Origin of the sequence: Allokutzneria oryzae (genome assembly GCF_042429765.1) — a bacterium.
GTDB classification, from domain to species: domain Bacteria; phylum Actinomycetota; class Actinomycetes; order Mycobacteriales; family Pseudonocardiaceae; genus Allokutzneria; species Allokutzneria oryzae.
Genome location: NZ_JBHLZU010000033.1, coordinates 227,744 through 252,054 on the forward strand (window position 1 = coordinate 227,744; position 24,311 = coordinate 252,054).

Annotated in this window: 19 protein-coding genes; 9 read left to right on the top strand and 10 right to left on the bottom strand. The window is 69.8% G+C overall.

Annotated features, from left to right (window positions below; translation table 11 throughout):
* Positions 1-20 precede the first annotated feature (20 nt).
* Positions 21-848: a TIGR03936 family radical SAM-associated protein gene (locus tag ACFFQA_RS35595; RefSeq protein ID WP_377862052.1), complete on the bottom strand. Its 828-nt coding sequence runs from the start codon at positions 846-848 to the stop codon at positions 21-23.
* A 228-nt stretch (positions 849-1,076) separates the two neighbouring features.
* Here ACFFQA_RS35595 and ACFFQA_RS35600 point away from each other — a divergent pair, with 228 nt between their 5' ends.
* Complete coding sequence (locus ACFFQA_RS35600) at positions 1,077-2,492, top strand: S8 family peptidase (protein WP_377862054.1); 1,416 nt, start codon at positions 1,077-1,079, stop codon at positions 2,490-2,492.
* A gap of 9 nt (positions 2,493-2,501) precedes the next feature.
* Complete coding sequence (locus tag ACFFQA_RS35605; RefSeq protein ID WP_377862057.1) at positions 2,502-3,017, top strand: DUF6578 domain-containing protein; 516 nt, start codon at positions 2,502-2,504, stop codon at positions 3,015-3,017.
* Here ACFFQA_RS35605 and ACFFQA_RS35610 read toward each other — a convergent pair.
* The 4 genes from ACFFQA_RS35610 to ACFFQA_RS35625 are packed head-to-tail and all read right to left on the bottom strand — an operon-like array spanning position 3,004 to position 7,625.
* Positions 3,004-4,968 carry a TIGR03960 family B12-binding radical SAM protein gene (locus ACFFQA_RS35610; RefSeq protein ID WP_377862060.1) on the bottom strand — a complete coding sequence of 655 codons (1,965 nt, stop codon included), beginning with the start codon at positions 4,966-4,968 and terminating at the stop codon, positions 3,004-3,006. The genes ACFFQA_RS35605 and ACFFQA_RS35610 overlap by 14 nt on opposite strands.
* A 42-nt stretch (positions 4,969-5,010) precedes the next feature.
* Positions 5,011-5,841, bottom strand: coding sequence for an ABC transporter permease (locus ACFFQA_RS35615; protein ID WP_377862063.1), 831 nt, complete (start codon positions 5,839-5,841; stop codon positions 5,011-5,013).
* Between the two features lie 11 nt (positions 5,842-5,852).
* A complete protein-coding gene (locus tag ACFFQA_RS35620; RefSeq protein ID WP_377862066.1) occupies positions 5,853-6,677 on the bottom strand; it encodes an ABC transporter permease in 825 nt (274 codons plus the stop codon).
* A gap of 15 nt (positions 6,678-6,692) precedes the next feature.
* A complete protein-coding gene (locus ACFFQA_RS35625) occupies positions 6,693-7,625 on the bottom strand; it encodes an ABC transporter ATP-binding protein (protein ID WP_377862069.1) in 933 nt (310 codons plus the stop codon).
* A gap of 201 nt (positions 7,626-7,826) precedes the next feature.
* Between ACFFQA_RS35625 and ACFFQA_RS35630 the strand changes: the two genes are divergently transcribed.
* The 3 genes from ACFFQA_RS35630 to ACFFQA_RS35640 are packed head-to-tail and all read left to right on the top strand — an operon-like array spanning position 7,827 to position 11,309.
* On the top strand, positions 7,827-9,038 hold the full coding sequence (locus ACFFQA_RS35630; protein ID WP_377862071.1) for a lipase family protein: 1,212 nt from the start codon (positions 7,827-7,829) through the stop codon (positions 9,036-9,038).
* 19 nt (positions 9,039-9,057) lie between these two features.
* Positions 9,058-10,674 (top strand): AMP-dependent synthetase/ligase, encoded by a 1,617-nt coding sequence (locus ACFFQA_RS35635; RefSeq protein WP_377862074.1) that lies wholly within the window; start codon positions 9,058-9,060, stop codon positions 10,672-10,674.
* Complete coding sequence (locus tag ACFFQA_RS35640) at positions 10,671-11,309, top strand: TetR/AcrR family transcriptional regulator (RefSeq protein WP_377862077.1); 639 nt, start codon at positions 10,671-10,673, stop codon at positions 11,307-11,309. The genes ACFFQA_RS35635 and ACFFQA_RS35640 overlap by 4 nt, the downstream gene beginning before the upstream one ends.
* A gap of 47 nt (positions 11,310-11,356) precedes the next feature.
* Here ACFFQA_RS35640 and ndk read toward each other — a convergent pair whose 3' ends face one another.
* Both ndk and ACFFQA_RS35650 read right to left on the bottom strand, forming a co-directional pair.
* Complete coding sequence (ndk, locus tag ACFFQA_RS35645; protein ID WP_377862080.1) at positions 11,357-11,767, bottom strand: nucleoside-diphosphate kinase; 411 nt, start codon at positions 11,765-11,767, stop codon at positions 11,357-11,359.
* A 53-nt stretch (positions 11,768-11,820) separates the two neighbouring features.
* Positions 11,821-13,071, bottom strand: coding sequence for a cytochrome P450 (locus ACFFQA_RS35650; RefSeq protein ID WP_377862083.1), 1,251 nt, complete (start codon positions 13,069-13,071; stop codon positions 11,821-11,823).
* A gap of 88 nt (positions 13,072-13,159) precedes the next feature.
* Here ACFFQA_RS35650 and ACFFQA_RS35655 point away from each other — a divergent pair, with 88 nt between their 5' ends.
* Positions 13,160-13,915 carry an alpha/beta fold hydrolase gene (locus ACFFQA_RS35655; protein ID WP_377862086.1) on the top strand — a complete coding sequence of 252 codons (756 nt, stop codon included), beginning with the start codon at positions 13,160-13,162 and terminating at the stop codon, positions 13,913-13,915.
* A gap of 31 nt (positions 13,916-13,946) precedes the next feature.
* Here the strand turns inward: ACFFQA_RS35655 and ACFFQA_RS35660 are convergent, their stop codons facing one another.
* Positions 13,947-14,729, bottom strand: coding sequence for an SGNH/GDSL hydrolase family protein (locus ACFFQA_RS35660; RefSeq protein ID WP_377862089.1), 783 nt, complete (start codon positions 14,727-14,729; stop codon positions 13,947-13,949).
* A gap of 54 nt (positions 14,730-14,783) precedes the next feature.
* On the opposite strand from ACFFQA_RS35660, the gene ACFFQA_RS35665 reads away from it, so the two are divergent.
* A complete protein-coding gene (locus tag ACFFQA_RS35665; protein WP_377862092.1) occupies positions 14,784-15,275 on the top strand; it encodes a winged helix-turn-helix transcriptional regulator in 492 nt (163 codons plus the stop codon).
* Here the strand turns inward: ACFFQA_RS35665 and pulA are convergent.
* Positions 15,268-17,988, bottom strand: a complete 2,721-nt coding sequence (gene pulA / locus ACFFQA_RS35670; RefSeq protein WP_377862095.1) for a pullulanase-type alpha-1,6-glucosidase — start codon at positions 17,986-17,988, stop codon at positions 15,268-15,270. The two genes, ACFFQA_RS35665 and pulA, sit on opposite strands and share 8 nt — an antisense overlap.
* A gap of 118 nt (positions 17,989-18,106) precedes the next feature.
* On the bottom strand, positions 18,107-20,407 hold the full coding sequence (locus ACFFQA_RS35675; RefSeq protein WP_377862098.1) for a M64 family metallopeptidase: 2,301 nt from the start codon (positions 20,405-20,407) through the stop codon (positions 18,107-18,109).
* Between the two features lie 134 nt (positions 20,408-20,541).
* Here ACFFQA_RS35675 and ACFFQA_RS35680 point away from each other — a divergent pair, with 134 nt between their 5' ends.
* Positions 20,542-21,426: a hypothetical protein gene (locus tag ACFFQA_RS35680; RefSeq protein ID WP_377862100.1), complete on the top strand. Its 885-nt coding sequence runs from the start codon at positions 20,542-20,544 to the stop codon at positions 21,424-21,426.
* Positions 21,427-21,574: 148 nt separating this feature from the next.
* On the top strand, positions 21,575-24,235 hold the full coding sequence (locus tag ACFFQA_RS35685) for a glycoside hydrolase family 3 protein (RefSeq protein ID WP_446681699.1): 2,661 nt from the start codon (positions 21,575-21,577) through the stop codon (positions 24,233-24,235).
* Positions 24,236-24,311 lie beyond the last annotated feature (76 nt).

Sequence of the window (24,311 nt, forward strand, 5' to 3'; positions counted from 1 at the left end):
ATGACGCGTGGGCCCGACCCCTACTCCTCGACGTCAGGTAAGCCGCTCGTGGCCCGAGTCGGCTCCCGGTCGCTGGCGAACGGGTCCGTGAGAGCTCCGCCGTCGTCGAGCCGCCCCTGAGCCATCCGGGTCGCCTTCGCGGGTACCGGCGGTTGCAGGTCGGCGACGACGCGAAGCGCACTCAACACGTCATCCGGCCGGACAACAGGCTGTGTCTGCCGTACGACCGTGCTGAGTATCCCACACCGTCGGACGCCTCCGGCTCCATCGCCCACCCGAGTGGTAGTCACTTCAACTTCCCTGACGACCTCGGCGGACGCGGCTTCGGTCCCGGTGGGAGCGAGTGCCTCGGCGGAGGCGAGCACCTCGGCGGACACGATCGCCGCGCGGGCGTCGATGTCCTTGCGCCCGTCCTTGGTCAGCTTCTGCACGATGACCTCGGGGGCGGCCAGCAGCAGCTCGACGGCCCTGCCCAGCTCATCGGGGTCGACCCCGGGCAGCTCGATCCGCCAGGTACAGGCGTCGATGCGGTCGGCGAGCGAACCGCTCGCGGCTTCGACGGCCTCGATGACGTCCAGCCCCGGAGGCAGCGCCGAGTCCAGCTCGCGGGCCAGCGCCGCGGTGTCGATCCGGTCGACCACCGACACCTCGACGTACTCCGCCTCGCTCGCCGTGCCCGTCGGCGCCGCCCCGATCCAGGAGACCTTGGGCCGCGGGTTGAAGCCCTGGGAGTAGGCCATCGGCACCCCGGCGCGGCGCAGCGCGCGCTCGAAGGTGCGCGCGACGTCACGGTGTGACGTGAAACGCAGGCGCCCCCGTTTCGCGTATCTGATACGCAGCTTCTGCACGGCGGAGGCGGACGGATTGGGTTGGTGCTGGACGCTCAGGGCTGCTCCTCGGCGGACCGGTCTGGCTAGGCCAGTGATTGTGCCCGGCAAACTACCCCGCCGCATTCAGGCCATCGCCCGCTTGTCTGCTCGGTGCGTGGATGGCTACCTTCCGGTTCCATCGGCAGGGACGCGCGGTGCCCCGCGCTCCCCCGACACCACGCCCAGCCGAGGAGATGGAGGTCCTCCGTGCCGCTGACCCGCGGTAACGGCGCGCGCGGCGGGAGGACCCGCGCCGCGGTCACCGCCGCGCTGCTCGCGGCGGGCCTGCTCGCCGTCCCGGGTCAGGCCGGCGCCGAGCCCGAGCAGCCGTGCGGAATCGGCAGGACGCTTCGCTACATCGTGGTCTTCGACCAGGGCACCCGCGCCGAGGAGGCGCAGCGGCGGATCGACGCGGCCTGCGGCGAGACCGTCACCTACTACGCCCAGATCGGCGTCGCGGTCGCCGGGTCGCGGGACCGCTCCTTCACCACCCGCCTCGGTGACGTCCGGGCCTTCAGCACCCAGCAGGAGCTGGGCGGACAGGGCGCGGCGGCCAAGCGCAAGAACCGCTCCCGGCTGACCGCGGCGATCAAGGCGAGCCCCTCGGTCGCCACCACCGACCGCTCCGGCGAGCAGTGGGACATGGCGATGATCAAGGCCGACGAGGCGCACGCCTACTCCATGGGCAGCCGCTCGGTGGTGGTCGGCGTGCTCGACTCCGGCATCGACGCGGGCCACCCGGACCTGGCGGCCGCGGTCGATCCCGCGGTCTCCGCCGGCTGCGTCAGCGGAGCCCCGGACACCCGGCGCGAGGCGTGGCAGCCCTCCGCCTTCGAGCACGGCACCCACGTCGCGGGCACCATCGCCGCGGCCAACGACGGCAAGGGCACCACCGGTGTCGCCCCGGGCGTGCGGCTGGCCTCGGTGAAGGTCGTCGACGACGACGGCTACGTCTCCCCCGAGGCCGCCGTGTGCGGCTTCATGTGGGCGGCCACCAAGGGGATGCGCTTGGTCAACAGCAGCTTCACCGCCGGCCCTTGGACGCTGACCTGCAAGGACAAGGGCAGCGAGCAGTGGGTGGTGCACGAGGCCATGCGCCGCGCGGTCAGCTACGCCACCAACCGCGGCGTGCTCACCATCGCGGCGATGGGCAACGAAGGCACCAACCTCGCCAGCACGAAGTGCGACGCGCTGCCCGGTGAGCTGCGCGGCGTGATCGGGGTGTCCTCGATCGGCGCGGAACGCGTGAAAGCCAGCTACAGCTCCTACGGCCTCGGCACCACCGACCTGACCGCTCCCGGCGGGGACCACAGGCAGAAGCCGGACTCGTCCAACCAGGGCTGTGTGCTGTCCACGGTGCCCGCGGGCTACGGCTACTACTGCGGCACCTCGATGGCCACGCCGCACGTTGTGGGCGTCGCCGCGCTGCTGGCGTCACGGTTCCCGTCCGCCGGTCCAACGGCGCTGACGAGGATGCTGTACAACCAGGCGGAGACGCTGCCCTGCCCCAGCGACTACGACCTCAACGGCGACGGCGCGCAGGACGCGGCGTGCTCCGGCTATGCCGACTACAACGGTTTTTATGGCCACGGACTGGTCAACGCGCTGAACGCGGTTCGCTAGCGTCGAAGCATGGCCGTCATCCCTGTGGTTGTCGAAGACTGGCAGCAGCAGTGCTGCGGCGACGCGTTCGCGATCGGCGACAGGGTGTCGTGGCAGCTCCGATACGGAGAGGGCTCGCGGGAGCTCCTGCAGCCCGCAGAGCGTGTGCGGCTTTCCCTTGGTGCTGAGCCGATTCCGGACAGCGACGGCGCACATCTCAGCTCCGGCGAGCTGCACGTGTTCTGGTCCGAGCCCACGGCGAAGAACGGCTTGGCGGAGGTCGTCGGAGTGCTGACGGAAGAGCGTCACGACAACTTCGGCATCCCGCCGACCGTGGGCTACGTCCGGCGGATCCGCCGCTTGGCGATGGAGCACCGGCGCGAGTTCGGAACGCGCGTCTGGCACCAGCAGCCGGGCACCGAGACGTTCGTCGAGGCGTGGGGGAGCGAGGCCGAGGTCGACACCAGAGCCGACGCCCCGGCAGACGCCGATGTGGCGCGCCGGGACGTCGGCCTGCTCGTCGACCTCGAGGTCAGCTTGGGCTGAACGCGGGGTTGCTGACCGGGGAGCCCTTGCCGACCGGGGAGATCGGCAGCAGCTTGCGCCCGGTCGGGCCGACCTGGATGTCGGTGTTCATCGCCGGGCAGACGCCGCAGTCGAAGCACGGCGTCCAGCGGCAGTCGTCCTGCTCGTGCTCGTCGAGCGCGTCCTGCCAGTCCGACCAGAGCCACTCCTTGTCCAGGCCCGAGTCGAGGTGGTCCCACGGCAGGACCTCGTTCTCGTCGCGTTCCCTGGTGGTGAACCAGTCCAGGTCGACGCCGAGCGGCTCCAGCTCGGCCCCGGCGGCGTCGATCCAGCGCTGGTAGGAGAAGTGCTCGCTCCAGCCGTCGAAGCGCCCGCCCTCGCGCCACACCCGCTCGATGACCCGCCCGACGCGGCGGTCGCCCCGCGAGAGCAGTCCTTCGATGAGGCTGGGCTTGCCGTCGTGGTAGCGCATGCCGATGTTGCGGCCGAGCTTGCGGTCGGAGTTGACCGCCTCGCGCAGCTTGCGCAGCCGGGCGTCCACGGTGTCCGGGTCGCACTGCGCGGCCCACTGGAACGGCGTGTGCGGCTTGGGCACGAACCCGCCGATGGAGATCGTGCAGCGGATGTCCTTGCGGCCGGAGGCCTCCCGGCCCGCGCGGATGACGTTCTTGGCCATCTCCGCGATCTGCAGGACGTCCTCGTCGGTCTCGGTGGGCAGGCCGCACATGAAGTACAGCTTCACCTGGCGCCAGCCGTTGGAGAACGCGGCGCTGACCGTGCGGATGAGGTCCTCCTCGGACACCATCTTGTTGATCACGCGGCGCAGCCGCTCGCTGCCGCCCTCCGGCGCGAAGGTCAGGCCGGACCGGCGGCCGTTGCGGGAGAGCTCGTTGGCCAGGTCGATGTTGAACGCGTCCACCCGGGTGCTCGGCAGGCTCAGCCCGGTGTTGGTGCCCTCGTAGCGGTCGGCGAGGCCCTTGGTGACCTCGGCGATCTCGGAGTGGTCCGCGCTGGACAGCGACAGCAGCCCGACCTCCTCGAAGCCGGTCGCGGCCAGGCCGCGCTCGACCATCGCGCCGATGCCCTCGATGGAGCGCTCGCGCACCGGGCGGGTGATCATCCCGGCCTGGCAGAAGCGGCAGCCGCGGGTGCAGCCGCGGAAGATCTCAACGCTCATCCGCTCGTGCACGCTCTCGGCGAGCGGGACCAGCGGCTGCTTCGGGTACGGCCACTCGTCGAGGTCCATGGTGGTGCGCTTGAAGACCCGGTACGGCACGCGGTCGGCGTTGGGCACGACGCGCTGGATCCGCCCGTCGGCGAGGTACTCCACGTCGTAGAGCTGCGGCACGTACACGCCGCCGGTCTCGGCGAGCCGGAGCAGGATCTCGCGGCGACCGCCGGGACTGCCCTCGTTCTTCCACCGCCGGACGATGTCGGTGATCTCCAGGACGGCTTCCTCGCCGTCGCCGAGCACCGCGCAGTCGATGAAGTCGGCGATCGGCTCCGGGTTGAACGCCGCGTGCCCGCCGGAGACGACGATCGGGTGCTCGTCGGTGCGGTCCGCCGCGTGCAGCGGGATCCTCGCCAGGTCCAGCGCGGTGAGCAGGTTGGTGTAGCCGAGCTCGGTGGCGAAGCTGACCCCGAACAGGTCGAAGGAGCCGACCGGGCGGTGCGCGTCGACGGTGAACTGCGGGACGCCGTGCTCGCGCATCAGCGCTTCCATGTCCGGCCACACCGCGTAGGTGCGCTCGGCGAGCACGTCCTCCTGCTCGTTCAGGATCTCGTAGAGGATCATGACGCCCTGGTTGGGCAGGCCGACCTCGTACGCGTCGGGGTACATCAGGCACCACCGGACGCACGCGTCTTCCCAGTCCTTGGTGGTGGCGTTCAGCTCGCCACCGACGTACTGGACCGGCTTCGACACCTGCGGCAGCAACGGCTCCAGCTGGGCGAACACAGACTGCACACTCACGCGGACAGGGTAACGGGCCTCCTCCCTCCGCACTCGTCGCCGTTACGTGAGCAGGAGCTTGCCGAGGCGGCGGGAGGCGAAGTACATGCCGATCGCGGCCATCACGACGAAGTAGGCGACGCTGATCAGCGTGGACCAGGCGACGGCTCCCGTGGTGAGTGCCCGCATCAGCTCCACCGCGTGGTAGAGCGGCAGGCACTGGACGACCGCCTGGAGGCCCGCCGGGTAGACCGACAGCGGGTAGAAGGTCGTGCAGAACAGGAACATCGGCAGGATCACCAGCTGTACCAGGTCGAAGTCCTGCCAGGAGCGCATGAAGGTCGTCGCGGCCATGCCCACAGCGGCGAAGGCCAGCGCCACCAGCAGCGCCGCCGGGAGGGCGAGCAGGCCCCACGGCGAGGTGATCAGCCCCATGCCGAGCATCACCGCGAGAAAGCCCGCCGCGTAGGCACCGCCGCGCAGCAACGCCCACGCGATCTCGCCGACGGCCACGTCCACCGGGCCGAGCGGGGTGGCCAGCATCGCGTCGTAGAGCTTGGCGTACTTGAACTTGAAGAAGATGTTGAACGTGGCGTCGTAGACCGCGCCGTTCATGGCGGAGGAGGCCAGCAGCGCCGGGGCGACGAAGGCCGCGTAGCTGATCACCTCGCCGCCGGGACCGGTCACCTCTCCGACCAGCTGGCCGAAGCCGACGCCCAGCGCCAGCAGGTAGAACAGCGGCTCGAAGAAGCCGGAGAAGATCACCATCCACGCGCGGCGGTGCACGAGGAACGAACGCTCCACGATCACCCGGGACCGGCCCGCGTACATCGAGCTCGGCAGCACCCGCAGCAGCAGCCCGGTGCGCGGCGGGCTCATCACGTCGTTGGACATGTCGTCTCCCCTCACACCGTCAACCGGACGCGGAACCGCCAGCGGGCCAGCGCGACGCCGACGCCGACCCACAGCACCAGGTAGGCCAGGTGCCCGAGCACGGGCAGGACTTCGAGGGTGCCGAAGGCGGCGCCCCTGGACAGCTCCGTGCCGTGCCACAACGGCGTGACCCAGGCCAGCGGCTGGACGAACACCGGCAGCTGGGAGACCGGGAAGAACGTGCCCGCGAACAGCGTCATCGGCACCACGATGAAGCGGAACAGCAGGTTGAACTGCTGCCCCTCGTTCTCGATGGTGGCCGCGAAGGCGATGATCGGCGCGGCGAATGCCAGGCCGGTCAGCACCGACACCAGCAGCGAGACCACCGCGCTCGGCCCCGGCACGCCGCCGAAGAACGCCGCGACCACGAGGAAGACCGCGCCGGAGAACAGCAGCCGCCCCGCCAGCCACACGAACCGCCCGGCAAGAATCTGACCTGCCGTGATGGGCGTGGAAACAATTCCCCAGAACGTTTTCTGCCACTTGAAGGCGGACAGGATCGGGTAGGTCGACTCCATCGCCGCGGTCTGCACCGCCGCCGAGACCAGCAGCGCCGGGGCGAGGAAGGCGATGTAGGTCGAGCCGCCGGGAACCGCGCCCGCCTTGATCTGGGTACCGAGCCCCAGGCCGAGCGAGAGCAGGAACAGGATCGGCGTCACCACGCTGGAGAACACCGTGGCGCGCCAGTTGCGGCGGTACCACACCCACTGGCCCTCGACCACGAGCAGCGAGGCCCGCACGGACCCGACGACCCGGCCGGTGGACCGCGTCGCGGGGCGATCAGTTGTCGTCGTCATCGTCGCTCAGCCCCCTCAGTCGACCAGGGTCCGGCCGGTGAGCCGGAGGAAGACGTCCTCCAGGCTGGACCTGCGCACCAGGCTGGCAACCGGCTTCACCCCGCGCTGGTGAGCCGCGGCCAGCGACGCCTCGCCGTCGGCGGTGTAGAGCAGCAGCCGGTCCGGCAGCTCCTCGACCCGCTCGGCGAGGCCCCGCACGTCGGGCACGGCCGCGTGCTGCTCACCCGGAGCGAAGCGCAGCTCCAGCACCTCGCGGGTGGAGTACCTGGCGATCAGCTCCGACGGTGAGCCCTCGGCCGCGATCCGGCCGCCGTCCATCACCACCAGCCGGTCGCACAGCTGCTCGGCCTCGTCCATGTAGTGGGTGGTGATGATCAGCGTGACGCCCTGCTGCTTGAGCCGGAACAGCCGGTCCCACAACAGGTGCCGCGCCTGCGGGTCGAGCCCGGTGGTCGGCTCGTCGAGCAGCAGCAGCTCCGGGTCGTTGACCAGCGACCTGGCGATGGTGAGCCTGCGCTTCATGCCGCCGGAGAGCGGCTCGACCTGGTGGTCGGCGCGGTCGGCGAGCTGTGCGAACTCCAGCAGCTCCTCGGCCTTCTCCCGGACGTGCCGTTTGGACAGTCCGAAGTAGCGGCCGTAGACGAACAGGTTCTCCCGCACGGTCAGCTCTGTGTCGAGGTTGTCCTGTTGCGGCACAACACCCAGGCGGGCGCGCACGCGTGGGCCGTGCACGTCGGGGTCGTCGCCGAGCACCCGGAGCTCACCGCCCGTGCGCGGCGAGACGCACGCGATCATGCGCATCGTCGAGGACTTGCCCGCGCCGTTCGGGCCGAGGAAGCCGAACGCCTCCCCCGGCCGCACCTCGACATCGATCCCGTCGACGGCCGTGAAGTCGCCGAAGCGCTTCTCCAGGCCCCGGGCGTGCACCAACGAGTCATCCCCAGTCACGCGTCGGAGGCTAGCCGGAGGGTCTGACAGCGCCGAACGGGTTTCCTGGATCGATACCGACTGGTCAGAGGTCTTGCCAGATTTGACCCTCCTCATTACCTTGAGGTAACTCGCATCTGAAAAGACTGCTTATCAAGCATTTACGACGCCCCTAGCTGCACTTTTCCCATTTCTTGTCGGCCTCGCGAAGGGCTATGACAAATGTTGCGCAGTCCCCGAAGAAGCGGACTTCTCGCCGCCCTGCTCACCGTGCTCGCGGTCTTCGCGAGCGCCACCCCCGCCAACGCGCTCATCGTTCCCGCCCCCTCGGCGGACGCGTTCTACCGGCCACCGTCTCCCCTGCCCGACGTCGCACCCGGCACCGTCCTGCGTTCCCGCCCCGTCACGGTGAAAGCCCTAGCAGTCCCAGTACCGACCACGGCGTGGCAGGTGCTCTACCGCTCCACCAACACGCAGGGCCGCGCCAACGCGGTTGTGGCCACCGTGCTCGTTCCCGTCACCCCGTGGCTCGGCGGCGGACCGCGCCCTGTCGTCGCCTACAACGTCGGATCGCACGGGCTGAGCGCCAACTGCGCACCGTCGTACTGGCTGCGCCAGGGCATCGAGTACGAGTTCGCGCTCCAGTCGCTCGCGCTCGCCAAGGGTTGGGCGGTCGTGGTCAGCGACTACGAGGGCTCCGCGACACCCAACGCGCACACGTACACAGCGGGACCTGCCACCGGTCATGCGGTCCTGGACGGAGTCCGTGCGGCACAACGACTTTCCGCTACCGGACTCGGGCAGGGCAACCCGGTCGGCCTCTGGGGCTACTCCGAGGGTGGACTCGCATCGGCGTGGGCGGCCGAGCTCCAGCCGTCCTACGCGCCGGAGCTGAAGGTCAAGGGGGTCGCGGCGGGCGGGGTCGTGCCCAACATCGGCAACGTCGGCTACAAGATCGACGGCGGTCCGCTGTTCGGGTTCTTCGTCGCGGCGGCGGCAGGGCTCGGTCATGCACACCCGGAGATGGGACTGACCGAGTTCCTCAACGACAAGGGGCGCAAAGCTTTCGAGCAGGTCAAGGACATGTGCCAGGCGCAGTGGACCCCGCTCTACGGCTTCCACCGCATCGAGGAGTACACCACCGTCAAGGACCCGATCCAGCTGCCGCGGTTCCAGAAGGTGCTGGCCGCCAACGAACTCGGCAAGCGCACCCCCGCCGGACCGATGTACGTCTACCAGTCGGTCAACGACGAGATCATCCCGATCGAGGACGCCCGCGCGCTCGCACGGAACTACTGCGCCCGTGGCACATCGGTGAAGTTCACCGAGAGCTTCGTCAGCGAGCACGTCTCGCTCGCGGTCACCGGTGCGCCCGGCGCGGTGGCCTGGCTTGCCGACCGCTTCGCGGGCAAGCCCGCTCCGAGCACCTGCTGACAGGCGGGAGGAACAGTCGATGACGCGCTACCCGGTGACGGCAGAGCTGGTCGACCGATCGGCGGAGCTCTACGGAGACCACCCCGCACTGCGCTTCAAGCGGGATGGCCAGTGGCAGGACATGTCATACGCGAGCCTTCTCGACGACGTGAGCAGAGTTGCCGGTGGCTTTGTCGCACAAGGAATCCAGCCGGGGGACCGGGTCGCGGTGCTGGCCGAGACGTGTCCTGAGTGGACGGTCTGCGACCTCGCCATCGCCAGGGTCGGCGCGGTCTGCGTGCCGATCTACCCGACGAGCCCGGCGCGGGAGTGCGCGTGGGTTCTCGGCGACTCCGGCGCGAAGATGGTGGTCTACGAGGACTCCGGCCACTTCACGAGAATCGCCGGGGTGCGTCATCGGCTTCCCGCGCTGGAGCAGGTCGTCGCGCTCGACCAGCTCCACCGCGGCGAACCCGTGGAACCCTTGCCGAGCAACGAGAACGAACCGAGCACCATCATCTACACATCCGGGACGACGGGGCCCGCCAAGGGCTGCCCGCTGAGTCCGGCCAACCTCCGCGCGGCGCAGAGCTCGATCGACACGTTCGTCACCATGGGCACGGGCGACGTCGTGTACCTGTACCTGCCGCTCGCGCACCTGTTCGCGCGGATGACACAGGTGATGACCTTGGCGCTGGGGGCGACGCTGGCGTACTCCAGCGGCGACGTCCGCGAGATCGTCTCCGAGCTGACCGAGGTCCGGCCCACGCTTCTCCCTTCAGTGCCAAGGCTTTTCGAGAAGGTCCACGCGAAGGTCACCACGCTCGCCGAGGGCATGGACCCGGAACGCGTGCACGACCTGGTGCGCGGCGCTTTCGGTGGCCGCCTCCGCGAGGCGCTGACCGGCTCGGCGCCGATCTCGCCGGAGATCCTGGAGTTCTTCCACGCGTGCGGAGTGCCGGTGTACGAGGCGTACGGCATGACCGAGTCCACGGCCGTGATTAGCGCGAACGGCCCTGGCGCCGTGCGGTTCGGCAGCGTGGGCCGCCCGCTTCCCGGTGTCGAGGTGCGGATCGCCGACGACGGCGAGGTGCTCGCGGCGGGCGCGAACGTCTTCAGCGGCTACCACGCCAACGAGGCCGCGACCGGCGAGGCGCTGCGCGACGGCTGGCTGCACACCGGCGACCTCGGCGCGCTCGACGAGGACGGCTACCTGCACATCACCGGCCGCAAGAAGGACCTGATCATCACCGCGGGCGGCAAGAACCTCTCACCGGCCAACATGGAGAACGACCTGCGCCGCAGCAGGTGGATCTCGCACGCGGTGGTGCACGGCGACCGCAGGCCGTACGCGGTCGCGCTGATCACCCTGGACGAGGAGGAGGTCCTGCCGTGGGCGCGGGAGAACGGGCTGCCGGAGGGCATCGCCGAGCTGGCAAGGCATCCCCGGGTGCTCGACTTGATCGGCAAGGCGGTCGCCGAGGCCAACCAGGGGTACTCGCCGCCGGAGCGGGTTCGCCGGTTCGCGGTGCTGGAACACGACTTCAGCCAGGAGGCGGGGGAGCTGACACCGACGTCGAAGCTCCGTCGCAAGATCGTCCAGGAACGGTACTCGGCGCTGGTGGACGAGCTCTACGGCGGTAACCTGCGGGCATGACGGAGGCACAGCAACGGCACTACGCCGGGCGCTCGGCCAGCGACCGCCGTGCCGAACGGCGTGAGCGGCTGATGGCCGCCGGGCTGGAGCTGTTCGGCACCGAGGGCTATCCGGCGATCTCGATCGAGCGCCTGTGCGCGACCGCCTCGGTGTCCACCAGGAACTTCTACGAGGAGTTCTCCGGCCGCGAGGCCCTGCTGACCGCCCTGCACGACAGGGCGTTGAACAACGCGCTCGACGCCGTTGTCGCGGCCGCCGCGGAGGTGGGCGACGACGCGGGCACGTTGGAGCGCGTCACCGCCGTGATCCGCGCGTACGTGACCACGACGGCCAGCGACCCGCGGTGGGCACGGCTGTCCTACGTGGAGATCATCGGCGTGAGCCCGGCGGTGGAGCGGCACCGGATGGAGTGGCGCCGCCGGTGGTGGGCGCTGATCGAGGCCGAGGCGAAGCGCGCGGCGGACCGGGGCGAGGCTCGCGCGCGGGACTTCCACCTGACCGCGGTGGCCTTCATCGGCGCGGTGAACGAGCTGGTGCACTACTGGTCGCTCGACGGAGCACAGCGGCCCCTCGCGGACGTGACCGACGAGCTGGTGAACCTGGCGATGGCCAGCCTGACGGCGGACCGGGGCTGACCCGACCCGGCCCGGCCGCTGGTGCGCGGCCCGGCCGGGAAGGTGACTCACAGACCGGAGAACCAGAGGTCGATCTCGCGCTTGGCGGACTCGGGCGAGTCGGAGCCGTGGACCAGGTTGTACTGGGTCTCCAGGCCGAAGTCGCCGCGCAGGGTGCCCGGGGTGGCCTTCTCCACCGGGTCGGTGCCACCGGCGAGCTGGCGGAAGGCGGCGATGGCGCGCGGACCCTCGACGACGGCCGCGACGACCGGGCCGGAGGTGATGAACTCCAACAGGTCGCCGAAGAACGGGCGCTCGGCGTGCTCGGCGTAGTGCTGCTCGGCCAGCTCGCGCGGGACGTTGCGCAGTTCGAGGGCGACCAGCTTCAGGCCCTTGCGCTCGATGCGGGAGATGACCTCACCGACCAGGCTGCGGGCCACACCGTCGGGCTTGACCAGGACAAGGGTGCGCTCGCTCACGGCGTTCCTACTCTTTCGTGCGTTGGGCAAATCGGTGAGCGCAGGGTAACCGGTCAGCTCCGCCACCTGATCGGCAGCCGTTTCAGCCCGTTCTGGAAGTTCGAGCGCAGCCGCACCGGCTCCCCCGCGGGCTCGACCTCTCCGAGCAGGTCCAGCACGGCGTCGAACATCGCCCGCAGCTGCACCCTGGCCAGCTGCGCGCCGAGGCAGAAGTGCGGCCCGTGCCCGAACGTCAGGTGCTCGGTGGGACGGCGGTGGATGTCGAAGCGGTCCGGGTCGGCGAAGACCGCGGGGTCGCGGTTGGCCGAGGAGAACCACACCACGACCTTGTCCCCGCGCTTGATGGCCGCAGTGGACAAGGTGGTGTCCTCGGTCGCGGTGCGCCGGAAGTGCATCACCGGGGTCCACCAGCGCAGCATCTCCTCCACCGCGTCCGGCACCAGCGACCGGTCCGCCAGCAGCGCGCGGTACTGGTCGGGATGGCTCATCAGCGCGACGAGGCCGCCGGGGATGCCGTTGCGCAGCGTCTCGTTGCCCGCGACGGAGAACAGCCAGAACAGGTTCTCGAACTCCTCGATCCCCACGTCCTGGCGCATCAGGTTGCTCATGACGTCCGGACCGGGGTTGGCGCGCTTGTACTCCCCCAGCGCGTGCGCGTAGGCGTAGAGGTCCGGCATCCCGGCTCGGGTGCGCGGGTCGGGCATCGAACCGTCCGGCCCGGGACGCGGCGCCAGCTCCAGCGCGGCACGTGCCATGTCCGAAACGCGCGCGGGGTCGACGGTGGAGCTGACCGCGTACTCCGGGTCCTGATAGCCGATGACGCGGTTGCTCCAGTCGAACATCAACCCGCGATCCTGTTCCGGCACGCCGAAGACCTCGGCCAGTGTCAACAGGGGCAGGTCCGCGGCGACCTTCGCGAAGTCGCACTCGCCGTCCTTCGCCACCGCGCCGACCAGCTCGTAGGCCCACGCCTGGATCCGGTCGGTGACCGCCGCGACGGCCCGTGGGGTGAACGCCTTGGTCAGCAGTCCCCGCAGCCGGGTGTGCTCGGGCGGGTCGAGGTTGAGCATCATCCGCCGCACGTAGCGGAGGTCCTCCGGGGTGGCGGGATCGCGGATCTGGGTCGCGCCGAGTTGCGAGGAGAACACCTTGGGGTCACGGAGGACCCGCCGGACCTCGGCATGGCCCAGCACCATCCAGAAGCCTTCGCCCGCCCACTGGACCGGCCCCTTCTCCCGGAGTTCCCGCAGCGTGTCGTAGGGGACTCCGCGCACGTACGTCTCCGGGTCAACCACGCGATCCACCGTGCCATTGGACCCGCCTTCGGAGCGGAAAGGCAACGATAAGTGCGCGATTGGCGACAGAGCGCGATGACGGGTGGATGATCATGGGGTGACGTTGCGCGCGCGAAGAGGCGGAGAAGGCGGTCCGACCCTGTTGCTGCTACACGGGATGGGCGCGACCAGCGAGGCCTGGAACGGGGTGACCGAACGGCTCGACCGGTACTGGGACGGCTCCTGGGTCGCGCCGGACCTGCCCGGTCACGGCGGGTCCGAGGCGCTGGAGCACTACTCCTTCGGCCACATGGCTGCCGAGGTCGCGCACTGCGTCCGCGGCGCCGACCGGCTGGTGGTGCTGGGGCACTCCCTCGGCGGCGTCGTCGCGCTCGCGCTGGCGAGCGGCTGGTACGGCGTGCGGGTCGACGCGGTGTGCGGCCTCGGCATCAAGGTCAGCTGGTCGGAGCAGGAGCTGGCGGGCGCCGCAGCGGCCGCGGCCCGACCCGCCCGCAGCTTCGACAACCGCGCCCAGGCCGCGGAGCGCTACCTCAAGGTCTCCGGCCTCTCCGGTCTGGTCGCGCCGGACTCGGCGGAGGTGGACGCGGGCCTGGTCCTGGCCGACGGCGGCTGGCGGCTGGGCATGGACCAGCGCGCTTTCGGCATCGGCGCTCCGGACATGCCCGGCCTGCTCGCGGCGGCCCGTGCCCGCGTGGTCCTGGCGGCGGGCGAGCACGACCCGATGAGCCCGGCGGCGGACCTGCGCGCCCTGGTCCCGGACCCGGTCATCCTCCCGAGCCTCGGCCACAACGCACAGGTCCAGAACCCCGAAGCGGTCCTTCGCCTGGTCACCCACCTCACCAACAGCCGCTGAGCCAGCACGAGCACAGCCAGGCAGGGGCGCCCTACCCGCTCGTCTCCACAGCCGCCGCGAACGGCTCCAGGGTGGGGCGCTTCGGGGTGACACCGTCGCCGGAGGAGACGCCCTTGATGTGCCTGCCGATCCACGGCACGAAGTGCGCGCGCAGCCAGCCGATCTCGGCCGCGACCACGTTCTGCCAGGTCTGGGCCTCCAGCGGCGGCAACGGGTCGCGCCACGAGCCGTCCGCTCCCGGCAGCCCCAGCCCCTCCGCCAGCGCCGCGGCGATGCGGGCGTGGCCGTGGGAGTTGGCGTGCAGGCGGTCGTCGCTCCACAGGCGGGGGTCGGCGCAGATGGGCTCGCGGTCGACCTCGACCAGCGTCGCGCCCGTGCGGCGGCACAGGACGCGGAGGGCGTTGTTGTAGGTCAGCAACCGCCCTCTGACGATCTTGGTGACCGGCGCGATCGGTGTCAGGTCCGGCATCGTGAAGGTCAGCACCGTCGCTCCCGCTGAGATCAGCGCGGTGTGCATGACCTGGAGGTTCGTCATGGTCTGGTGCAGTGAGTACTTCGGCCGGAGCAGGTCGTTGAGCCCGGCGACCAGGGTCACCAGATCGGGCTTGAGCGCGAGCGCCGGTTCGAGCTGCTCGGCGCGGACCTGCGCGCTGACCCGGCCGCGGATCGCCAGGTTGGCGTAGCGCAGGTCCGGGTTGACCTCGGCCAGTTTCTCCGCGAGGCGGTCCGCCCAGCCGCGGTAGCCACCCCTGCCGTCCGGATCGTCGAGCCCCTCGACCGTGCTGTCCCCGATGGCCACGTAGCGCTGAACCACGAAAACACCCTTCCACCAGCTCAGTTCCCTAGGACAACCCCTAGTATGACTCCGGTGAAACGCACCGCACTCGGCCGGTTCCCGTGTTCGGTCGCCCGCACCATGGACCTGCTCGGCGACTGGTGGACGCCGCTCGTGCTGCGCGAGGTCTTCGCCGGTGTGCACCGCTTCGACGGCATCCAGCGCTCGTTGGGCATCGCCCGCAACACCCTCGCCGACCGGCTCGCGCGCCTGGTCGCGGAGGGACTGCTGGACCGCGTGCCCTACCAGGAGAAACCCGCCCGCCACGAGTACGTGCTGACGGAGAAGGGCCGTGACTTCTTCCCAGTGCTCGCGGCGATGGTGCGGTGGGGCGACAAGTGGCTGGCCGACGACTCCGGCGCACCCGTCGCCCTCGTGCACACCTGTGGTCACGCCGGGCACGCGAGGACCGTGTGCTCGGAGTGCGGCGAGCCGTTCACCGCGGACACCGTGACGTCGCGGATCGGACCGGGCTTCCCGGCAGAGCTGGCCGGGAAGCCCGAGGTCCGAGCCCGCTTCACCTGACGAACACCGCGACGGTGCGGGCCGGGATCTGCCCGACCCCGCGTTCCGTGGTCGCCTCCTTGACCGTGCGGTCGGTCCCGCCTGCCTGGATCTCGTGCAGTTTCCAGGGCAGGCCCGGCGGCAGCAGCACGGACTGCGCGGTCGGCCGCGGGTTGATCACCACGAGCACGCCTTCGCGGTTCGGGTCCACGTTCGCGCCGACCAGATCGTCGAGGTAGGCGAGAACAACGCCCGCCTCCGCCTGCGGACCGGGGTCGGGGAAGGACAGCTTCTGCTGCACCATTGCCTGGTCCTTCAACGTGAACAGCGGCGAGGACTTGCGGATGCGCAGCAGGTCCACGGTCCGGTCCAACGCGGTCTGCATGTCCGAAGTGGACGGTCGAAGCGCCGGGTCAGCCAGCAGCGGCTTGCCGTAGGGCCACTTGTCCTGGTTGTCCCGCGCGGGCGGCAGTCCAGCTCCGAAGCCCGTGGTCCTCAACGACGGGTCATACCGGTTGAACCAGTCGCCCGAGTCATAGCTGTTGCGATCCAGGGACTTCGACCGCAGGAACTCGGTTCCGGCGAGCACGAACGGCTGCCCCTGGCCGAGCAAGGTCGGGGCGAGCGCGACGACCTGCATGCGGACGCGGTCGGCCATCGGCGTCGACTGCGGCAGCTTGAACGCGAGCGTGTCGTACAGCGTCTCGTTGTCATGCGCGTCGGAGTACGTCACCGCTTCCACCGGCGAGGATGTGTATCCCGCCGGGCTGCCGTTGTAGGACACATCGCGGCCGTTGACGTCGTTGCCGGCGGTCGAGCGGAACCGGAAGTTCGCGCCGTTGCCCGCCATTCCGAGCTTCACGAGGTCGGTGTAGTTGGTCAGCCTCGCGGCCTGCTGCTCAGCGGAACCGTTGGCGGGCGAGCCGTTCGGCGCGCCGGCCAGCCCTGAGCCGAGGCCCTGCACACGCGGGTCCCCGTCGAAGGGGCCGCCGCCGCGCACCGCGTCGCGCAGCCGGTCGGAGAAGGTGCCGACACCGGTTCCCGCCATGTTGACCTGGCTGGCCTGTTCGAAACGCGCGTTGCCCGCGACCTCGCCGAAGTCCCAACCCTCGCCGTAGATGTGGACCCGTTTGCCGTCGACGCCGTCCTTGCCCACGGTGAGCGCGTTCAACGCCGAGCGCACGGCGAGGATGTTCGCCTTGGGGTGGTGAGCCATCAGGTCGAACCGGAATCCGTCCACTTTGTACAGACGAGCCCATCGAACAACGGAGTCGACGACGAGCTTGCCCATCATCGCGTTCTCCGAAGCGGTGTTGGCGCAGCACGTCGAGTTGGCAACCGATCCGTCGTCCAACAAGCGCTGGTAGTAGCCGGGAACAACACGGTCCAGGACGGAGTGCGCGGCGTTTCCGGAGGCAGCGGTGTGGTTGTACACGACATCCACCACGACGCGGTTACCGTTGTCGTGCAACGCCTTCACCATCTCACGGTACTGCTTCGAACGCGCCCATCCCGACTGCGCTTCCGGTGTGGCGTATGAGCCCTCCGGCACGTCGTAGTGCAGCGGGTCGTAGCCCCAGTTGAACCCGTCCTTCGCCGCGACCGCCGCTATACACGCCTGCTGCTGGTCGGAGTCGGCGGGTAGCGAAGGCAGGTCGCACGCGGGCTTCGCCTGGTCGGCGCGTCGCTCCGGGATCGTTGCGATGTCGAAGGTCGGCTGGAGGTGCACTGTGTCCATGCCCGCCTGCGCCAGCCGCCGCAAGTGCTTCATGCCGGTGGACTCGCGGTGGGTGAACGCCTTGTAGGTGCCGCGGTCGTTCTGCGGCACGGACGCGTCGGAGATCGAGAAGTCCCGCACGTGCAGCTCGGTGATCGCGTGCTCCGTCGGGTTGTCGCCGAGGCCCTTGGCCACATCGGACTGCCAACCGCTCGGCATGCTGCGCGCGTCGGAGAGGTCGGCGACCTGGGAATGCGTGGAGTCCACGCTCAACGCCAACGAGTACGGATCGGTGACGACCGCTGTCTCCATCCGCTGCGTCGCGGGCTGCCAGGCGGTGACCTCGTACTGGTAGTACTTGTCCCGCCACGCCCCCGCTCCAGCCCAGGAGCCCGACGCGGCGTCGCGCGCGAGGTCGACGACCTGCCGGGGCTGACCGCCCGCCGCGTCGAACAGCCGCAGCTTCACCGATCGCGCGGTGGGCGCCCACACGCGCAGAGTTGCTTGCGCACCAGCGAAAGTAGGCCCGTAGACGCGCTGCCCCGCCGACGCCGCGTACAGATCGTCGAGCACACCGGCGATCTGGACACCGGTCGCGTCCTTGAGCGAACCGCCCTCGCTGTGCGCCGCGACGACTTGACCGCGCAAGGCCTCCGCCGCTGTCGCCGAGCCGGTGAGCTTGTAGACCGGCTTCCCCCGCAGGTGCGGGAACTTCGCGGCGAGTGCGGCGGGCAGCCCGTTCGGCTCCGGTCGCAGCGCGATGGGCGTGCCGCCTTCGAGGCGATCACCGACGACCTTGATCGAGCCCTGCGGGTCGTGCCGCAGCTCGTGCTCGCCGGAGGTCGCGGGGCCGCTCCACACCACGTGGTCGCGACCGACCCAGATCGCCTTCGCCTTGGTCAGGTCCGCCGCGGGGGCCGCAACAGCCGGTGTCACGGCGGTCAGGGAGGCGATCAGGGCCGCCGCGACGACGACGACGGCGGCGAGCGGGCGTGGTCGAACGGGTCGCCAAGTCATGCGACCTCCTTGTCGCAAATCTTTGCAGCCATGGGCGCGGAGAACCCGGAGCGAACCACGGCCTCCCGAGCCGGATCAAGGCTTGGTTCGCTGCAAAGATTTGCCTACCCGATCGGCCTCATCGCAGCCGCGCGCACTGGCCCGTGACCGGCCCGATCCCGGCGACCGGCGCACCCAGGTTCTCCGGCGGCACAGCGTTGCCGGAGCACTGGACCACGCCGGTGACAGTCACCCCGGCCACCACCGGAGCGCGGTCCCGAGCGGTGTTGTCCGCCAGCCGGACCAACCCGTTGACCCGTCCGCCGACGAGCGTCACGTCGCCGGTCGTTCCGGTGATCGACACCGGCCCGACCACCGTGCTGTCCACGAGGTGCACGCTCCCCGCCCCCGAGGTCGAGATCCCGCCGGTGACCGAAGACCCCGTGGCCACAAGGGAAGCACCCGCCGAGACGGTGATCGGCCCCACGATCTCGGCACGGTCGAGGCAGGTGACCCCGGAGGCGACCGTCAGCGATCCCACGCGACGGCCGGTCACCGAGGTGGTGCAGGTCGGCGGCTCGCGCAGCAGGGTCACCGCGAACCGTTCGGACGCGCCGATGTTGCCGACCGGGTCGATCGCGCGGTACTCGATGGTGTGCCTGCCGTAACCGGGAGGCACTTCATCCCAAGGGGACAGTCGTGGCGCACCGAGCTTGCCGTAGACGAGGCTGTCGATGACGGTTCCGTTGGGGGTGAACAGGAATGGCTTCGAAGCATCGGTGGGCCAGCCGAAGTAGTTGAACCACCCGTCACCGTTGGTGCGGAACTCCGGCACCACAAAGCCCTTGGTGTCGTCATCCGCCTTGAGCCGCATGGTGAACGGGCCGTTGAACACGTACTCGGTGGGCTGTCCTGGCTTGTCGATGGTCAGCAGGGGCTTGGACAGCTCCGGTACGACAGTCGGCCCGGTCGCGTCGACGGTCCACGTTCTCGTGCGCGGCGTCGGCTCCGCCAGCGTCGCGGTGAGCGTGTGCCTTCCTCGCGTCACCCGGAGCGCGCCGAGGTCCAGGTCGCGCCCGTCGGCGGAGGTGCTGACCGGCTTGCCGTCCAGCGTCCACGTCACCTTCGGCTCTCGCTCCACCGGCCGCGTGGTCCGCACGTGGACGACGTCCGTGCCGCCGACGGGACGATCCGTCGGCGTGGACGCGACGAAGTCGGCCGGACCGGGCTCACGCGGCGTGCTGATCGCGGTGTCCACCGTCCAGGTCCGGCTCCTGGTCAGCGCGGCGGACGCGCGGATCGCCGGGTCGCGCACGAACTCGGTCGGGTCGACCACGGTCGCGGTGAGCGTGTGCGTGCCAGGATCGAGCTTGAGCGCTGCCAGGTCAACTGCCCTGTTCCCGTTGGTGTGCAACGGTTTTCCGTCAAGCGTCCAGTTCACGTCGAGTCGGTGGCTGATCGGGTGCAACGGCTCCACCCACACCACGCGGTCAGCGCCGATCGGCTGGGCGTCCGGTGTGCCGTCCTGAAGAACCGCGGTCTTGGCGGAGAGCTTCTCGACCATGCGCTCCCGGCTCGGCTGGTCGAAGTAGTAGCCGAGGGTCTTCATCATCGAGTGCGCGCTCGGCCGCCAGATCCCCTTGCTGTTGTACAGACCCGCCTCGTAGCGGCCGATCACGCCACCGGACTCGCTGGGTTCGCCGAGCCAGCGCCACCACTTCTTCTGCTGCGCCTTCATCTCCTGCTCGGTCAACAGCGTGTGGTGCACCGAAGGCGGCTCAGCGCCGGTGTAGGTGCCCCCGCGCACACCGCGCTGGAGGTAGTCGTACTCGTCGTCGAGCTTGCCGAGTGAGTGACCGAGCTCGTGCGGCGTGATCAGCGCAGACAACGCGTTGCCGCCGGAGGCGGTGGCGTAGGCGCCGCCCGCGCCGCCGTAGGTGTCGCTGTTGGCGATGGCCAGCAGCTGCCGGTTGCCGCCGGAGGTGCCGGTGACCAGGTCGGCGTAGCGGTTCACCGCCGCGTTGTCGACGGTCAGCAGCCGCCGCACCCCATTGGGGTCGCAGCCGCCCCAGAACGCCATCCCCAGCGGGGTTTTCCGCTGTGGCGAGGTGATGTCCGGGTCGCAGCTGACGCCGGACTCCGGCGAGGCGACCTCGACCGTGTAGACGTTGAGATAGCTGCGATAGGACTTGAACGGCTCGATCGTCCACAGCACGTTGAGGTGCTTGTCCACGTGCTCGCGGAACTTCGGCAGCTCGGCGGCCGTGTACCCGTCGGGCACGATCACCAGGTTGAACCGCTTGGCCGGATCGCCGGTGACCTGGACCGGCACTACCGTGCCCGGCGGGTCGGCCGGCTGGGCCCGCGCGGGAACCGTTGCCACCAAAGACGTCAGCGCGACGGCGAGCGCGCAGATCAGACCAGTTCTTCGACTCGGCACGAACTCCGAGCGTAATGACCCGGTGCGCGAAAAAGATCCCCCGATCCGCCCAGTCCTCGTTGCACCGAAACGGGACCGGTCCCGTTCACCCCGTGGTACGAACCCCGCACTGCCGAGCAGAATGGACTGAGCCGATGAGGACTCGAAGGATCGCCGTCCCGCTGATCGCCGCCGCCGTGCTCCTCACGGGGTGCTCGATCGCGAACCCCACGTCCAGCGAGGTGTCGTTGCAGTACGGCAACGGCTCTTTCGACTCGCGCAACTTCGTGGAGTGCGAGAACGACCTCGACTTCAGCGACGTCAACGACGACCACTACTACTACCCGGCCGGGCAGCGCGACTTCACCTTCGGTGACGGCGACGGCATCGACTCCTCCCCGCTGACCTCCACGACGCAGGACGCCCAGGAGGTCAAGGTGACGGGCACGGTGAAGTTCACCTTGAACACCGACTGCGCGGAGTTCACCGACCCGACGGGCAAGAAGTGGCCCGGCGGCAAGCTGCAGATGTTCCACGAGCTCATCGCCTACAAGTACGACGCGGCCCCGACAGAGGGCGGCAAGCAGATGAAGCCCGGCTGGACCTCGCTGCTGCGCAACTACGTCGGTGCGGCACTGGACCGCGCGACGGACAACGAGGCGCTGAAGTACCCGTGGCAGAAGCTCTACACCGACGCCGCCGCGAAGGCGCAGTGGGAGCGCGACGTCCTCGCGCAGCTGCCGTCGGTCCTCAAGACCCTCACCCTGGGCGTGGACCTGATCACGGTGAACTCGGTGCTGCTGCAGAAGCCGAGCATCCAGCCCGCGCTGGTGCAGGGCCTGACCGACAAGCAGGCGGCCGAGCTGCGCAGCCAGGCGGCGGACGTGGACAAGCAGGCCGCGGCGAACTTCCCCGGTGGCATCGCCGGGTACCAGGCCTACCAGCAGCAGCAGGCGGTCAACGAGGCGATCAAGTCCGGCAAGGTCCAGGTGCTCCCGGTGCCGCAGGGCTCGCCGATCATCGTCTCCCCCGGCAAGTAGACCGGCGGGCGCAGCTGATCAAGCGTTGAGCCAAACGCGCAGCAAGAGGCATGGGAGAGCGCTTCCACGAAACCCTTGACACGGCCGTGACGAGGCGGTCAGGATCGGCGCCGCCGCCACCCCTGTCCGCCTCAACGATCGGATCACCATGTCCAGAAGATCGCCGATGTGGTCGCGCGCCCGCACCGCCGGGCTCGCCGCCCTGCTCGGGGTGAGCATGGTCTCCGGGGTCGCGACGGCCGCCCCGGAACCGGAGAGCACGCAGGGCGGCTCGCGGCAGCCCGTCGTCGGCAAGCCCGACCTCGGCTGGAACGGCTGTGCCCGGATCGACCAGAAGCTGCCCACCTACCAGGACTGGCCCAAGGTCCGCAGCGGCATCACGGACAGCGCCGCGGTGGAACGCCGCGTCGCTGAGCTGGTCAAGGGCATGACCCTGGCCGAGAAGATCGGCCAGATGACCCAGCCGGAGATCGCGGCGATCACCCCCGACGAGGTCAAGCAGTACTCGATCGGCTCGGTGCTCAACGGCGGCGGTTCCTGGCCCAACAAGGACAAGCACGCCACCCCCAAGGCGTGGCTGGACCTCGCCGACGCCTACTGGCAGGCGTCGGTGAGCACCCGCACCAAGATCCCGGTGATCTGGGGCATCGACGCGGTGCACGGCAACAACAACGTCTTCGGCACGACGGTCTTCCCGCACAACATCGGCCTCGGCGCCGCCCAGGACCCGTGCCTGATCCGCGACATCGGCGAGGCCACCGCGGAGCAGGTCCGCGCGACCGGCCAGGACTGGGCCTTCGCACCGACGCTGGCCGTGGTGAAGGACGACCGCTGGGGCCGCACCTACGAGGGCTTCTCCGAGGACCCGAGGATCACCCGCGCCTACGGCTACGAAGCCGTCAGAGGCTTGCAGGGCTCCAGCCCCAAGGGCATCGGCAGTGACGGCGTGATCGCCACCGCCAAGCACTTCATCGGGGACGGCGGCACCCTGGGCGGCAAGGACCAGGGCGTCAACCCGTCCTCACAGGCAGACATGATCAACGTGCACGGCCAGGGCTACTACGGCGCGCTCGCCGCGGGCGCGCAGACCGTGATGGCCTCGTTCAACAGCTGGACCAACGCCGAGCTCGGGATCAAGGAAGGCAAGATCCACGGCAGCAAGCTGCTGTTGAACGACATCCTGAAGAACAAGATCGGCTTCGACGGCGTCGTCGTCTCCGACTGGAACGGCCACGGCCAGGTCGAGGGCTGCACCAACGCGAGCTGCGCCCGAGCGGTCAACGCGGGCATCGACGTGTTCATGGTGCCCAACGACTGGAAGGCGTTCATCACCAACACGACCGCCCAGGTCGAGAGCGGCCAGATCCCGATGGCCCGCATCGACGACGCGGTCACCCGCATCCTGCGCGTCAAGGCGCGGGCCGGAGCGCTGGACGCGCCCAAGCCCTCGCTGCGCGAGCACGCGGGCAAGCCGGACGCCAAGGACGCGCGGAAGATCGCCCGCGAGGCCGTGCGCAAGTCCCAGGTGCTGCTGAAGAACACCAAGCGGGTGCTGCCGCTGGCCCCGCGCTCCAAGGTGCTCGTGGTCGGCAAGAGCGCCGACAGCATGCAGAACCAGACCGGTGGCTGGACGCTCACCTGGCAGGGCACCGGCAACACCAACGCGGACTTCCCCAACGGCACCACCATCCTCGGTGGCCTGAAGGAGGCGCTCGGCCAGGCCAACGTGACCTTCAGCGAGAACGGCGACGTGGACCCGAAGGGCTACGACGCGGTGATCGCGGTGATCGGCGAGACCCCGTACGCGGAGGGCAACGGCGACATCGGCAAGCGCACCCTGGAGGCGGCCAAGCTCTACCCGAACGACCTGGCCGTGCTGGACAAGGTCAGCGGCAAGGGCACCCCGGTGGTCACGGTCTTCGTCTCCGGCCGCCCGCTGCACGTCAACAAGGAGCTCAACCGCTCCGATGCCTTCGTCGCGGCCTGGCTGCCCGGCACCGAGGGCGGCGGCGTCGCGGACCTGCTGGTGCGCGGCTGGAACACCGGCATCGGCTACACCGGCAAGCTGCCGTACTCCTGGCCGAAGGCGGCCTGCCAGACCCCGCTGAACCCGGAGTCGGCCGGGTACGACCCGCTGTTCAAGCTGGGCTACGGCCTGCACAACTGGGAGACCGGCGCGGTCGGCAAGCTCGACGAGAGCGCCCCTGCGACCTGCGGCAACTCCGGCGGGGGCGGCGAGGCGGGCGAGGACCTGGAGATCTTCGTGCGCCAGGACGTCGCGCCGTACAAAAGCTACATCGGCTCCCCGGACAACTGGGGCGGCACGGAGATCGGCCCGGACGGCACGGCGGCGCACGCCTCGATCACCACGGTCCCGACCGACGTGAACGTGCAGGGCGACGGTCTCAAGGTCACCTGGAACGGCACCGCTCCGGGCCAGGTCTTCCTGCAGAACCCGGCGGGTGGGACGGACCTGCGGGGCTACCTCAACGCGAACGCGGCGCTGACCTTCGACGTGGTCGTCGGCCAGAAACCGGCCAACCGCACGGTGATCAGCACCCACTGCACCTACCCGTGCCAGGGTGAGGTGGCGGCGACCAAGCTGTTCACCGACCTCCCCGTCGGCACGAAGTCGACGGTGAAGATCCCGATCGCCTGCTTCGCCGAGAAGGGGCTGGACCCGGAAGGGGTCAACACCCCGTTCCTCGTCTACACCGACGGCGCGTTCCAGGCGTCCTTCGCCAACATCCGCTGGGTGCCCAAGGCGGGAGCGGACCCGGACGCGAGGAAGTGCTCCGACCTGACCTAGCCACGTCGCGGCACCGACGACGGGCCCCTCCCCCACCCGGGGAGGGGCCCGTCGCGCTACAGGAAATCAAACGCAG